This window comes from Thermodesulfobacteriota bacterium, assembly GCA_040755095.1.
Classification (GTDB): domain Bacteria; phylum Desulfobacterota; class Desulfobulbia; order Desulfobulbales; family JBFMBH01; genus JBFMBH01.
In genome coordinates this window covers 1-12,858 of sequence record JBFMBH010000129.1, presented here as the reverse complement: position 1 = coordinate 12,858, position 12,858 = coordinate 1, and the positions used below count along the sequence as shown (strand labels likewise).

13 protein-coding genes are annotated in these 12,858 nt (G+C 66.0%); 1 reads left to right on the top strand and 12 read right to left on the bottom strand.

Annotated elements, in window-relative coordinates; all coding sequences use genetic code 11:
• Positions 1–384: hypothetical protein (locus tag AB1634_16000; GenBank protein ID MEW6221016.1), on the top strand; the 384-nt coding region annotated here is incomplete at its 5' end.
• Between the two features lie 827 nt (positions 385–1,211).
• Here AB1634_16000 and AB1634_15995 read toward each other — a convergent pair.
• The 12 genes from AB1634_15995 to AB1634_15940 all read right to left on the bottom strand — a co-directional run.
• A complete protein-coding gene (locus AB1634_15995) occupies positions 1,212–2,411 on the bottom strand; it encodes a nucleotidyltransferase family protein (protein MEW6221015.1) in 1,200 nt (399 codons plus the stop codon).
• A 53-nt stretch (positions 2,412–2,464) separates the two neighbouring features.
• Entirely contained in the window at positions 2,465–3,067 is a 603-nt protein-coding gene (locus tag AB1634_15990) for a sugar transferase (GenBank protein ID MEW6221014.1), read from the bottom strand.
• Positions 3,064–4,239: a DegT/DnrJ/EryC1/StrS family aminotransferase gene (locus tag AB1634_15985; GenBank protein MEW6221013.1), complete on the bottom strand. Its 1,176-nt coding sequence runs from the start codon at positions 4,237–4,239 to the stop codon at positions 3,064–3,066. Before AB1634_15985 ends, AB1634_15990 begins: the two co-directional genes overlap by 4 nt.
• A gap of 33 nt (positions 4,240–4,272) precedes the next feature.
• Positions 4,273–4,872, bottom strand: a complete 600-nt coding sequence (locus AB1634_15980; protein MEW6221012.1) for an N-acetyltransferase — start codon at positions 4,870–4,872, stop codon at positions 4,273–4,275.
• 228 nt (positions 4,873–5,100) lie between these two features.
• Entirely contained in the window at positions 5,101–6,240 is a 1,140-nt protein-coding gene (locus AB1634_15975; GenBank protein MEW6221011.1) for a GNAT family N-acetyltransferase, read from the bottom strand.
• A gap of 11 nt (positions 6,241–6,251) precedes the next feature.
• Positions 6,252–7,349 carry a radical SAM protein gene (locus AB1634_15970; protein ID MEW6221010.1) on the bottom strand — a complete coding sequence of 366 codons (1,098 nt, stop codon included), beginning with the start codon at positions 7,347–7,349 and terminating at the stop codon, positions 6,252–6,254.
• On the bottom strand, positions 7,342–8,265 hold the full coding sequence (locus AB1634_15965; protein MEW6221009.1) for a DapH/DapD/GlmU-related protein: 924 nt from the start codon (positions 8,263–8,265) through the stop codon (positions 7,342–7,344). Before AB1634_15965 ends, AB1634_15970 begins: the two co-directional genes overlap by 8 nt.
• Positions 8,266–8,324: 59 nt before the next feature.
• A complete protein-coding gene (locus tag AB1634_15960) occupies positions 8,325–9,665 on the bottom strand; it encodes a phenylacetate--CoA ligase family protein (protein MEW6221008.1) in 1,341 nt (446 codons plus the stop codon).
• Positions 9,666–9,700: 35 nt separating this feature from the next.
• Positions 9,701–10,390: a class I SAM-dependent methyltransferase gene (locus AB1634_15955; protein MEW6221007.1), complete on the bottom strand. Its 690-nt coding sequence runs from the start codon at positions 10,388–10,390 to the stop codon at positions 9,701–9,703.
• A gap of 37 nt (positions 10,391–10,427) precedes the next feature.
• Positions 10,428–11,579 carry a glycosyltransferase family 2 protein gene (locus AB1634_15950; protein MEW6221006.1) on the bottom strand — a complete coding sequence of 384 codons (1,152 nt, stop codon included), beginning with the start codon at positions 11,577–11,579 and terminating at the stop codon, positions 10,428–10,430.
• On the bottom strand, positions 11,579–12,331 hold the full coding sequence (locus AB1634_15945; protein MEW6221005.1) for a polysaccharide deacetylase family protein: 753 nt from the start codon (positions 12,329–12,331) through the stop codon (positions 11,579–11,581). The genes AB1634_15950 and AB1634_15945 overlap by 1 nt, the downstream gene beginning before the upstream one ends.
• 59 nt (positions 12,332–12,390) lie before the next feature.
• Positions 12,391–12,858: hypothetical protein (locus AB1634_15940; protein ID MEW6221004.1), on the bottom strand; the 468-nt coding region annotated here is incomplete at its 5' end.

The window sequence follows — 12,858 nt, the reverse complement described above, 5'->3', positions numbered from 1 at the left end:
CTTGACCCGGAACGGCCGGTGATGCTCAGCACCAACTGCGTGACCCGGGAGGAGTTCGCCGCCTTCTTCACGGAAGGGGCCTTCGACATCCTGGAGATGCACGCCTACGTCAACCCGCAGGTGGGCGACCGCCAGCGCCAGCAGATCGCCTCCTTCCTGGCGGTACGGCGGGGGCGCTACCCGCTGATCGTCTCCCTGCGGGCCTTCGAGGGCGCGGGCTGGCAGCCGCTTCCTCCCGGCAGCCTCGCCGCCCAGCGGGAGTTCTATCGCCAGCAGCAGGACCTGACCGAGAACCTCGGCTTCTACGGCTGGGATCTCTCCCCCAACCGGGGGCTGAGGCAGGTGGAGCGGCTGCGGCAGGAGCTTCTTGCGCTGATGCTCTGAGGCTGGAAACGGCCCCTGCCGCCCTTCCCTACCCGGCCAGCGGCCGCACAGGGCAAGAATCAGCGCTGGCGGCGGAAGAGACTGCCCGCACTGGGTACCGGCGGCGTGGGATCGCCCTGCCGGGAGCCGAGGACGAACTAGGCGCACCAGGCATCCGGCTTGATCCAGTTCCAGAGAATGCCGGGGATGGCCAGCTCCGGCCCGGCTGTCCAAACCGGGATGAACCGGTAGCCCCGGCCGAGGATTACCCACCATCCGGGAGTTGCGGAGCCTGGTGGCTCACGACCGCCTGTTCCAGCGGTGGACCGGCGCTTCTTCCCGGGCACCCGGGAGGCCAGCTACTGGACAGCCACCACCGTGGCCGCTATCCGCTTTATGCCTGGCGGGTGGACTGCGACGACGGGTTCGACAGCTTCGACTTCAAGACCAACCGGCTCGCCGCCCCGGACCTGCGACCGACCTTGCGGCCCGGCCGCACTGTGCTGCGCTGGAGCTCGGTCCCGGGCGCCAGCGGGTACGCCTTGCTCCTGGCCCGATTCCCGCGCCCGACCTGGGTGCAGCTCTTCCCTCTCGGCAACCGTACTGAAGTAGTGTTCCCGCTCCCCGCCGACATGTCCCTCTGGGGGCGGTGCGCGCGGACTGCGGCAGCAGCCACGGCCCCCGGTCGCCGGTCCTGATCCTGCGGGCCAACCCTTGAAGGGACACGGCCATCAGAACGTTCTCACCACTGCCCGACCCTTTGGCCGACCAGCATCGCGCCCCCCGGTTAACCCTCCTGCCATTCATGCTCGGGGGGGTGGAGGTTCAGGATCATTCCGCGGGGGGAGTCACCGGGATCCCGCTCCCCGGCTCGGCAGCAAGCCCCGGAGCCCCCGGCCGACGATACCGGCCAAGCGCCGCCAGTACGCTGCCACGAGCCTTGCCGGGGTGTCTGCCGTGAGGGATGCTCGCATGAAGGCTGGCGAGGGGACAAGCCAACCGGCCAGGTAGCGCAGTCGGTTGCCCCAGCCCGGGACCTGACCGAGCATCCGCCAGCGCTCGACCAGCCAGCGGCCGTCCTCGCCGGCACCGGATGGTGACGAGCCGACGGCAGCACAGCTTTCCAGACAGAGCCGGCGCCAGGGCCAGGCCGGACCCAGCCCACCGGCCGTGGCCGGATCGCCGAGGGCCGCCACCGCCAGGGCCAGGGCGCCACGGGCCTCGGGATCGTCCACATCCTCGCCGCCCGATCGCCAGGATGGCGCGCCCCAGGCCAAGGCCAGATCCAGGTAGAGGAGAAGCGGCAGGCCGCCGTCCGCCGCGTGATAGAGAAGATGGGCGAGAAGCAGGCGCAGCTCGTCCTCGGGGGCGAGGAAAGCCACCCCGGGCCAGCCTGGCGTCGCCTGGATCCGGGACCAGATCGCCGCTGTCAATGCTGGCGGTAGAAGTCTGGGGTGCCAGTCAAAGGAAGGGTGGATCTCCACCTTGACGTCGCTGTCGACCAGAAGCAGAGGGGGAAGGTGTCCCCAGGCCGGCCGGCGGCCCTCCAGGCAACCCAGGCGCAGGTCCATCTGGTGGTGGAAGCGAGAAAGGGGTGGATCACCGGGAAAGTCGAGGGCCAGCCCGCTTGCCACCAGCGCGTGCCGGGCGCGGCCGGCGTCGGGTCCGGCGACCCACAGATCCAGATCCGACATGGACCGCTGGCCAGGATCCGGATAGAGCCGCAGAATCAGGGAGGCCCCCTTGACCGGCACCGCCACCAGGCCAAGACCTGCCAGCTGCCGGCCGATGGCCGCCAGGCCGGCCATGAGGCGGCGGTTGGCGGCCCTGGTCGCCAGATGATGCATGGCCAGGGTGCGGGCGATCTCAGCAGGGGGTGACGGCGACAACTGGCCTATGCGGCTGCCCAGGAAGGCGGCCACCCGGTTTCGCCGGGCGAGGAGTATTACGGCTTGCCAATCGCGGACCGCCGCCGGCCGTCCGGCCACCAGATCAACCAGGGCTTGCTGGGCAGGATCAAGGGTGTTTCCCGGGGCGGCTGCAGGCATGGCTCAGCTTCTCGGCTGTGCAAGCGGCGACGGCCGTCGCCCTTTCCTCCGCCTCAGGAGCGAACGGCGATAGCCCAGATGGTCCTCACAATCAGGAGCAGATCCAAAGCCAGGGAGCGTTTGCGGACATAGCGGCGGTAGTGGGCGAGCTTGATGGGCAGGATGGTCTCCAGGTAAGCCCGATGGGGATCGCCCGCCTCGGCCAGGATGCGGCTCTCTTCCTTGAATTCGATGGAGGCGAAGTCGGTGATGCCGGGGGGAGTGCTCAAGACCTCCTCCCGGACCTCTGGCGGATACAGGGCTACGTATTCCGGGACCTCAGGCCGTGGACCTACCAGGCTCATGTCGCCCTTGACCACATTGAGGAGCTGCGGCAGCTCGTCCAGCTTGGACTGGCGCAGGAAACGGCCGCTACGGGTGATCCTCGGATCGTCACCGACCGTGATCTTGGGGCCTCTGGCCTCGGCGTCCACCACCATGGTCCGAAACTTGAGAACAAAGAACGGCCGGCCGCCCTTCCCTACCCGCCGCTGGCGGAACAGCACCGGTCCAGGGCTGTCGAAACGGATCCAAAGAGCGATGCCCAGGAGGAGCGGCGAGAGAAGCAGAAGGCCAGGGATGGTCAAGGCCAGATCGAAAAGCCGCTTGGCCGTCATGCCTGGTACCGGAGAAGAATGCCCCGCACCGCCGCGATCACCCGCTCCACGTCCTCGTCGGTCATCTTCGGGTAGATGGGCAGGCTCACCGCCCGTTGGTAGACCCCGTAAGCCTCGGGAAAATCCTCGGGCTGCAGGCCGTACCGGTCCCGCCAGTACGGTTGAAGGTGCAGGGGGATGAAATGGACGCTGGTGCCGATGCCGGCCTCGCACATCAGCTCAATGAAGCGGTCCCGGCCGATGGCGAGGGAGGGAAGATCGAGCTGGATGACGAACAGGTGCCAGGCATGAGTTTCCTGGGGTCGCACCACCGCCGGCAGCCGCAAGGGCAGATCCCGGAAGGCCTCGGCATAGCGCCCGGCGATCCAGGCCCGGCGGGCCTGGAAGGCGTTGACCTTGCGCAGCTGATGGATGCCGATGGCGGCTGCCAAGTCGGTCATGTTGTACTTGAAGCCGGGCGCCACCACCTCGTAGTACCAGGAGGGTCGGGTGGCCGAGTAGCGATCGAAGACGTCCCGGTTGATGCCGTGCAGCCGCATGGTGGAAATTCGCTCGGCATGAGCCGGGTTGTCCGTCACCACCATTCCACCCTCGCCGGTGGCCAGAGTCTTGGTGACATAAAAGCTGAAGACGGTGAGGTCCCCGAAACCGCCGATCAGGCGACCGTCCCAGGTGGTCGGCAGTGCGTGAGCAGCATCCTCTACGATGCGGGCGCCATGCCGGGCGGCGAGGGTGCCCAAGGCCGCCATGTCGCAGGCTTGGCCGGCAAAATGGACCGGCATAATCGCCCTGACTTCTGGATGGCGGGCCAGGGCCGTGGCTGCCTGGGTGGGATCCAGATTGCACGTTCCGGGCTCGATGTCGGCGAATACCACGTCCGCCCTGAGATAGCGCACCACCTCGGCAGTGGCCGTGAAGGTGTACGGGCTGGTGAGCACCCGGTCGCCGGGCCCGATGCCGATGGCCTCCAGGGCCAGGTGCAGCCCGGCGGTGGCGCTGTTCACGGCCAGGGCATAGCGGCCACCGACAAAGGCCGCGAATTCCTGCTCGAAGGCACGAGCCCGGGGGCCGGTGGTGAGCCAGCCGGATCGCATCACCGCCGTCACCTCGGCGATCTCCTCCTCACCGAGGAGAGGCAGGGCAAAAGGCAGGAATGCCGGGGTCGCGGGCATGGTGGTGTGCAGGGTCGGTCGGCGGTGGCCCGTTCACACGCCGGTGGGGGGAGCGGGGCCGTCGAGCTGTTTTTCGAAGTAGATGGATTGGTCGGTCTCCCGCGCCGCCAGAAAAGCGTTGCGCCGATAGAAGGCGATGGCCGGGGTATTGCTTCTCTTCACGAACAGCCCATAGGCAGGCACGCCATCCCGCCGGAGCTGTATTTCCAGATGCTCCAGGAGCGCCTGGCCGATGCCGCGACGCTGCTGGTTTGCGGCCACGGCGATGGACAAGATCTTGACCGCCACTACCGGCTCCTCTTTGGCGGTGATCCGGTGCATGAGGCCGACAACGCTGGAGCGCAAGAACGAAGGGTGGCGAAGAACAGTGGCGAGCAGACCCAGCTTGTTGCCCCATAAAAAGACGTTCACTGCCTGCCGGGTGTGCTCACCGGCAAGCAGGAACCCCGCCACCTGTCCCCGCAGGCAAGCCACAAAGCAGTACCGGTTGGTGGTGAGCACCTGCCGGTACAGCTCATGGAGCAGCCTCGGCGAGTACCGGGAGGTGACGTGATCCTCCTGGTACGATCCCTTGTGGATCTCGACCACGGCCGACAGATCCTGTTGCGTCATGGGACGTATGGTCAAGTCCATGCCGGGTTCCTTCGCGTCATCACTTCGCTCCAGCAGGAACAGGTGGCCGGCATGCCAGGTGTCCCGCCCCTGGGGGTCGAGCCCGTGGGAGGAGGCCGCACCTGGCACGGCTGTGCCGGTGTTGTTAGTCTACTCTCCCAAGGCATGATGGGTAAGCCCCGGGCGCGTCCGTCCGCGTTGGTGTTGCCAGTTGTCGTTCCGGAGCCTGCCACCACCGGCAGGTCCTGGTCAGAAGTAATCCATGGCCCCCCAACTGTGGCGCCAGAAGGATGCCTCCTGGAGGGTCTCCGGCAGGGCCGGGTTGAGGACTTTGATGATGCCCTTGAAGCGGTGATCGGTCTTCACGAAGCCCAGCCTGGGCAGCACGGGGGCCAGTGGGCCGTTCTCATCGGCAACACAGGCTACCAGCGCCAGGCCGGCGTGTTCTGCAAGCTCCACCAGCCGTCGGCCCAGGGCCAGAGACGCCGGCCGCTCGGCCGCCGGCTCGGTCACCACCTCGTAGATGGCCAGTCCTGGTGCCCCCTGGATCTCCCGGCGACCGCAGACGGCAAAACCCAGCAGGCGGCCCTGCCGCCGGGCCGTCAAAAAGCGGAAGCCATTGCCACCGGCCACCGGCGCCGGCGCGTATTTCCAGGCCAGCTGCCGAAGATCCTTCAGGATCTCGTATTGGCGCCTGTCCCGGCGGGCAACCGCCAGGGCTTCGGCCTCCGCGGGCGGCCGGTCCACCTCCCGGACGACCACCCCTGCGGCTTCTTTCAGCCCCCTGCCTGCCAGCCATCGGCCCAGGCGCAGCAGGCCACGGCCGGTGATTGCCCGGCACCACGGCCGGTCCAGGGCCGGAAGCCGATGGCCCAGCAAGCGCCCCAGATGGAGGGGCGCGACGTAGCTCACCCCGTCCCCCATGCGGCGGTAGCCGATCTTCATCTCGGTTTGCAGCACCCGCTCGTTCAAGGTATAGCCGAAGACCAGATCGACGCCGGAGGCGGCCAGGGATTCGAAGGCGACGTGGCTGATGTTGGTGTAGATGCCTCGCCGCCGGTAGTCGGGATCGGTCATGGCATTCCCGGCCTGCACCCCGAGATACTGGCCCCCGTGGCCGATCAGCCGTTCAGACAGGAAGCTCAGCGCCCCCACCACCCGGTCGCCGTCGCTGGCGGTGAAGAGGTGGCCGGGACCGGACGGGCTGCCGTTGACCCAGCGCCAGTAGGCGGCAAAGGAGCCCTGCCAATAGCCGTCCGGGAAAGTTCGACGAAACAGGTCGTTGACCCCATCCAGGGAATCGGCCGGCGCCACGGCCCGGTAGGTGAGCCCTTCAATAACCGTCGACGGTAGCGAAACCGGGGGAACCGGATGCATTCTCAGGGACACGAACGGAACCCTCACGCCGGCTCGTCACTGCCGTCCAGATACCAGACCCGCAACAGGCCGTCTCCGTCCACCTCGGCGTTGGCTGGCAGCACCCAGCTCGGATTGTGGGCCAGGCGGTCCGCCATCCGGTACTGGCTCTGTAACAGAAGCCAGCCGTCCCGGCGCGCGCGGATCACCCCCTCGTAGAAGGTGATCTTGCCGATGTCAGTCATGGCCGCAAACATGGGCTTGGCTCGGCCGGAGATGAGACCGCCCATGACCAGCTGGCGGATGAGACGGATACCCGTGTCGACGCTGGTGCGAAGGTGGTGGATACCCCGCATCGGCACACAATGGAACAGGTAGTGGGGCTCCAGATCATGGACGCGCATGAGATCATAGAGCCGCACGAGGGTGTCGATGTCGTCGTTGACCCCTTTCAGTAGGACATTCTGGGAGTAGATCTTGATGCCCAGGTCGCGAACGCGTTTGAAGATGGCGCAGGTCTCCGGGAAGAACTCGACCGGATGGCTGATTTGGGTTGCGATCTCGAACCGGACCTCCGGCTTGTTGCGGAACACCGCAAACACCGCGTCATCGACCTTTTGAGGGTACTGGGTCATGAGACGGGAGCCGATACGGAAGGTGCGGACGTTGGGCGCATGCTCCAGGAGGGCCTCGATGAGAAAATTGAGGCGCTTGGGGATCATGAGGGGATCGCCGCCGGTGATCAGGACCTCGTTGACCTCATCCCGCCGCTCCGGCGCCCCGCAGAACTTGGCAATCTCGGTAATCTGCGCCTCGGTCAACGTGTGGCGGGGATAGTGGCTGCGCAGGCAGTACCGGCAATGGGCAGCGCAGACGAAGGTCGGCTCGATGACGATGGTGTGCCGGTACAGGCGCTCCATGCCATGCAGGGCCTCGCCGTGGCTCTCCACCTCCAGGCCGGCCTCGTAATGCTTGACGTTGTTCTCCAGGCCTTCCAGGGCCTCCCGGTCATCCCGGAGGTACTGGCGGGCCAGGCCCAGGTATTGCTGGGATCCGGGGCCGAAGGTCGCGTGCAGCTCCTCCAGCTTCAGCCGCAGGAAGGGCGACAGCTTCTCGTCAAACTGGCGAGTTGGCTTATTCATCGATGACGCTCCCGGTATTCTTGCGGAGGAAGCGGGCCGGAACGCCAACGTAGACACCGTTCGCCTCCAGATCCTTCACCACCACGCAACCTTGGCCGACCACCACATTCCGGCCGATGGTGACGCCGTTACGCACTGTGGCCCCCGGTGCCAGCCAGGCGCCAGTGGCGATCCGCACCTCTCGTCCGACGATGACGCCGGCGGTGACCATGCAATGATCGGCTACCAGGCTGCCGCCGCCGATGTGGACCAGGTCGTCAATCTTGGTGTCGGCACCGATGATCGTGTCCCTGATCTCCGATCGCTCCACCGTGGCGTTGGCGCCGATCCAGACCCGGTCGCCGATGTGGATGGTACCCAGCTGCGGGACGTGCATCGGCCTTCCATTCAGGCTGGCGACAAAGGCATACCCCTCGGTGCCGATGACGGTGTTGCTCTTGATGACGCAGTCGCTGCCGATAGTCACGGGGCCGACGACCACCACATTGTTCATGATGACGCTGTTGCGGCCGATCGTCACTCCCGGGCCGATGGCAGCGTTAGCTGCAATGAGCACGTTACGCTCGATCGACGCGCCTGGATCCACCTGGGCGATGGGATGGATGCGGTGCTCCAGCTCTTGGAGGAAGAACTCGTGCATGACCACCGCAAAGTCCAGGCGGGGGTTGGCCGACAGGATGAAAGCCGAGCGGGGTGATGTCGGCACAGGAGACGGTGTAATAACCAGGACCTCTGCCGTGCCCCCCCAATCGATATCCCCGGCCTGTGCCGCATCCTCGAGATAGATGAGGGACTGGGCGACCGGGCTGCTGCCCGACCCTGGACCCTGAACGGCGAAATCGGCACCGTGCAGCTCGGCATTGAGGTAGTCGGCGATCTCCGATGCCTGAATCGTGCTCGCTCGTTTGATATACATGTTCCCTCCTTCCGGGAGTGTGCCGCCAACCAGCCTAGACTGGTCCCGGGGATGTCCTTTCAGAGCCCGCGACGAATCCGCTTGCTCTTGCCTTCGGTCCTGGGCAGGGAGCCGGCGGGCAGCAACTCCAGCTCCGGCCGGATGGTCAGGCGCCGGGTGAGCGCTGCCAGCAGCCGGGCATGGCAGTCTGCTGCCGCCTCGGCGCGGGCCTCGGCCCGCACCAGGAAACGCTGCACCGGGTTGTGGCGGCTGATGACGATCTCATAGGCACCGGTCAGCTCCCCCAGGTGCTCGTTGACGACCCCGGCCACTGCCGAGGGAAAGACATTGAGGCCCTTGACCACGATCATGTCGTCGGCCCGGCCCCGCACCCGGAAACGGAATCCGCCTCGGCCGCAGCCGCAGGTCTCGGTGCCCAAGACTTCGATAACGTCCCCGGTCCGGTATCGGATCATGGGCTGAGCCCGTTTGCGCAGATTGGTCAGCACCAGCTCACCGGCAGCGCCCGCCTCGATGGCCCGGCCGCAGCCGGACTCGGGATCGATGATCTCGACGTGAACGATCCCCTGACCGAAGAAATGGAGCCCCCGTCGCTCGGCACACTCGGCGCCGAACATGGACAAGACGTCGGACATGCCATAGTTGGCGTTCATGGCCCGCATCCCCCAGGTGGCTTCCAGCTGCTGGCGGAAGTTGGGATCTTCGAGACCAGCCTCGGCACCGAACAGGCCCAGCTTCAGGCCCAGGGCAGCAGGCTCCATGCCCAGCTCGTCCCGGACAATCTCCTCCAGCTTGATCATGTACGAGGGGGTGCAGTGGATAGCGTCTGCTCGGAGCAGAAGGATGGTCTCCAGAAGATTTCGAGAGTTGCCCACTCCGAAGGGGATCACCGCCGCGCCGGTAGCCTCAAGGCTCTGATGGTCAGTATAGCCGCCTGCCCACATGCAGTAATTGAGGCAGTGCGCCACCATGTTCCCGGGCCCCCGGCCGGCGGCCCGGAAGCAGCGGGCGCCTGCCTGCACCGTCAGGCGAATGTCCTCGGCGGTGTAGGCCAAAAGCACCGGCCGGCCCGTAGTGCCGGAGGTCTTGTGCACCCGCAGAATGGCCGCAGGCTCGGCACAGCGGTTGCGGCCGAAGGGTGGGCTCCCTTCCTGGTCGGCCAGAACCTCGGCCTTGGTGGTGAAGGGCAGCCCGGCCAGAAGCCGCTGCAACTCGTCGGCCTTGCGGGGTATGGTCCCCGGGGTGCTGCCGAGCTTGGCCTGGTAAAAGGGGCTGGCTTCAAGGACGAAGGCCAGCTGGCTGGCCAGGAAGCTCTCCAGTGCCTCATCCTGGACCTCACCGATCGGCCGAGCCTCGATGATGGCCTCCTGGGGCGTCTGTGCTCTCAATGGGTTTTCCACGCGCTTCTCCTGGCGCGACCACGGCAAACCGTGGCTCACGGCTTGCGGATGAGGCACAGGTAGTGGGTATTCAAAAAACGGAGCATCTCGAGACAGGTGCACAGGATCCAGGACACCGGCGCCAGAATGGTAGCGAGCGGCGGGGCCAGGGACGTACGCCGGCAGCGGAATCGGCATCCCGGAAACAGGTTCGTGATTTCGTCCTTCTTGACCCCACGGACATCCGGGTTGCGGGGATTATTCATGTGGTAGTCGTACCAGATGATGATCCCACCGGGCTTGAGCACACGCAGCACCTCGGCAGCAATATTTCGCCTCATCCCGGGATCCAGAATAGAGGTGAAGACCGTGAAGAGGATCACCATGTCGAGCTGGCCATCGCCATAGGGCAGGCGTTCCGCATTGCCGCAGCGGAAGTCGATATTGGGGTTGACGCCTTGGGCCTCCTCGATCCGATCCGGCAACAGGTCCAGACCATGGAGGTGCTCCGGCCGTGCGCCATACCGGACGAAGTCCCTGATTATGGCGCCGTTGCCGCAGCCCAGGTCCAAAATCTCCAGCCCGCTGAGATCGCTGATTCCTTCGGCCTTGAACAGATCGAACAGCTCCGCTTCCCGCCGTTGGATGGAATAGAGGATGTCTGAACGAAAGCAGGAATAGAGACCCCGTTTGCCCTGCTGGTCGCGGCGCTGATAGGCCTGCCTGATCCGGGTAACCTCATCCATGGGCGGCGGTCTCCTCTTCCTGGCCGACAGTTCCTCGTCAATCCACTGTACTGAAGGTCGCCGGTGCCCGACCGGCGCAGCCCTTGATGACACCGATCCCCATGCCGATGCTGGCCAAGACAAAGCTGAAGATGGGAGAGGCCAGGGGCAGCCGCAGCTGCCGGCCATCACCGACAAACCCAGCAAGAGCGGCCAGATAGAAGAGTCCCTGGGCGGTCAGGAACAGCCGGAAGATCGTCCCCTCTTGCACCAGAGTCAGGTTCAGCGCCAGGAGCGTCACCAGGAAGAAGGCCGTGCACCAACGCAGCAGCTTATGGGAGACTAGGCCCCAGCTGGCCAGGGGGTGCTCCAGCCAGCCCCGCACTCCCCACCGCCGGAGGGTGCCCACCAGGTTCTTGGAGGTCTGGCGCATGCGAGCCCGCAGCTCGCCCCGGGCGGTAGCTGGCGGGATGTCGTAAGCCAGCGCTTCCTCCACCTGCACCACCCGGCGCCCTTGGAGCATCACATCCAGAGGGGTGGTGAAGTCCGAATCGTCAATGGGCGTAAGATCCCGCCAGCACTCCGCGCGAACGGCCATCACCGCACCGGTGGCCGTGGCCAAAAGGCCGAGGCGGCTCTCCGAGCGGCGCAGAGCCTTCTCATACCGCCAGTAGGCCCCCTCCGCCTGGGCTACCGCCGTCTCCCGGGAGCGGTACACTAGGTTGCCGACCACGCAGCCCACCGCCGGGTCCGCCAGGGCCGAGGCCAGATGACGCACGCAGGCCGGGTCGAATTCGGTGTCGGCGTCCGTGAAAACCACCACGGAGTGGCTGGCTTGGGGCACCACCTCGTTGTGCACCCGAGCTTTCCCCTGTCGCTTCGAAAAATCGAACACCCGCACCGCCGGTCCACCAACCTCCCGGGCTACCTCGCAGGTGCGATCGGTGGAGCCGTCCGAAGCGATGACGATCTCCAGGCGGTCCTGGGGGTAGTCCTGGGCCAGAAGGTTCTTGATCCGCTCGCCGATGACCCGCTCCTCATTAAGGGCTGCCACCACGACCGTCACCCCCGGCAGGTCTTCCTGGCCCCTTCGGGATCGAGCCGGTGCGGCAGACCGGCACGCCAGCCGCGCCACGAGCCACAGCAGGCCTGGATAGCCGACGTATGTGTAGACCAGAATGCCGGCCGTCATCCAAAAGGGGATCACCATCAATAGTACTCCGCAATCCGCCGCCGCAGCCGGCGGTAGTTGTCGAACCCGACGCATGCCTTGATCAGAGCTTTGAGACGGTATTCTGCCCCCAGACGCCACAAAGGCCACGTGCGACCATCGAGGATAGCGTCCAGAAGCCCCCCCGGGAATCGCCGGTGCACACTGATACGGCCGAGAACACGCTGGCCAGGCCGGTTGCGACCGGGCATCGAGGTGGCCACATACTGATAGCCTGCCCGCCACGCCGCGTCGAAAACGCGACGGCTGCCATCCCCGAAAGGCAGCGCCAGTCCGGGAACTGGCCGGCTGATCGCATCCTCCAGCCGCTGCCGCGACTCCCGGAGATCGGCCAGCAGTGCCGCCGTGGGCAGACGACTCAGGAAGGGGTGGCCATGGCTGTGTGAAGCCACCTCGAAGCCCAGGGCCGCCAGTTCCCGCACTGCGGGCCAGCCCACGTAGCCGGCTGTGCCCACGAAGCTGGTCGTGATGAAAAAGGTGGCGCTCTGTCCGCGATCCAGCATCAGCGGCGCCGCCAGGGAGTAGTCGCTCTGGAAGCCGTCATCGAAGGTCAGGGCCAGCACACGGCCCGCAGTTGGCTCCTGCCGGGCCTCGACCATGGAGCGGACCGCGCAACCTCGGGCCACGGCCTTGTCCAGAAGCTGGGCCAAGGCTGCCGCCGGCATCACGTAGATGCCGTCATCGTCGAATCCAGCCTGCACTTGGTGCAGCACGAGCGATACAAATCCCATACGCTGTCACATGATGCGCCAAGTGCCGCCGAAGTCGCCCTCGCCAGCACGGCAGCGACTCAGGCTTTTACCCCCTGCCCCCCACCTTCGTCAAGCGTCAGTCGCAACCGGGGAGCGGTGGCCCATTGCGTCACCGACCGGCTGGATCGGACGAGGCGCTGGGCCAGGCGTTTCCGCAAAGCCAGGGCGCCACCCAGCAACAAGCCCATGGCCACGTTGCCCGGATACTGCAGAATCTCCGTGCCGATCACGCTGGTGGGCACCGACAGGAGGACATAGAGGCGGGCCGCCTGCACCAGACACACCTCATGCAGCTGCCCTTGGGCCAGCAGGCACCTCTGGGTTGCGCCGTCGAGCCGGAGCTTCCGGAACAAAAAGACAAGAAGGACCGCAAAGAGGCCCAACCCCACAAGGCCGACCTTGTGGAGGAGGAAGATGACGCCGTTGTGGACATAGTTGCGATATTCCTTCCGGATGCCAAAAATTTCGTGCATGGCCGAGGGGGTCTTGTCTAAGTCGAGAAAGCT

Coding starts and splice junctions, on each gene's coding strand:
- AB1634_15950 (MEW6221006.1), bottom strand. CDS start 11,579: ATGGTGATCCCCTTTTGGATGACGGCCGGCATTCTGGTCTACACATAC.
- AB1634_15995 (MEW6221015.1), bottom strand. CDS start 2,411: ATGCCTGCAGCCGCCCCGGGAAACACCCTTGATCCTGCCCAGCAAGCC.
- AB1634_15985 (MEW6221013.1), bottom strand. CDS start 4,239: ATGCCCGCGACCCCGGCATTCCTGCCTTTTGCCCTGCCTCTCCTCGGT.
- AB1634_15970 (MEW6221010.1), bottom strand. CDS start 7,349: ATGAATAAGCCAACTCGCCAGTTTGACGAGAAGCTGTCGCCCTTCCTG.
- AB1634_15980 (MEW6221012.1), bottom strand. CDS start 4,872: ATGGACTTGACCATACGTCCCATGACGCAACAGGATCTGTCGGCCGTG.
- AB1634_15965 (MEW6221009.1), bottom strand. CDS start 8,265: ATGTATATCAAACGAGCGAGCACGATTCAGGCATCGGAGATCGCCGAC.
- AB1634_15990 (MEW6221014.1), bottom strand. CDS start 3,067: ATGACGGCCAAGCGGCTTTTCGATCTGGCCTTGACCATCCCTGGCCTT.
- AB1634_15955 (MEW6221007.1), bottom strand. CDS start 10,390: ATGGATGAGGTTACCCGGATCAGGCAGGCCTATCAGCGCCGCGACCAG.
- AB1634_15945 (MEW6221005.1), bottom strand. CDS start 12,331: ATGGGATTTGTATCGCTCGTGCTGCACCAAGTGCAGGCTGGATTCGAC.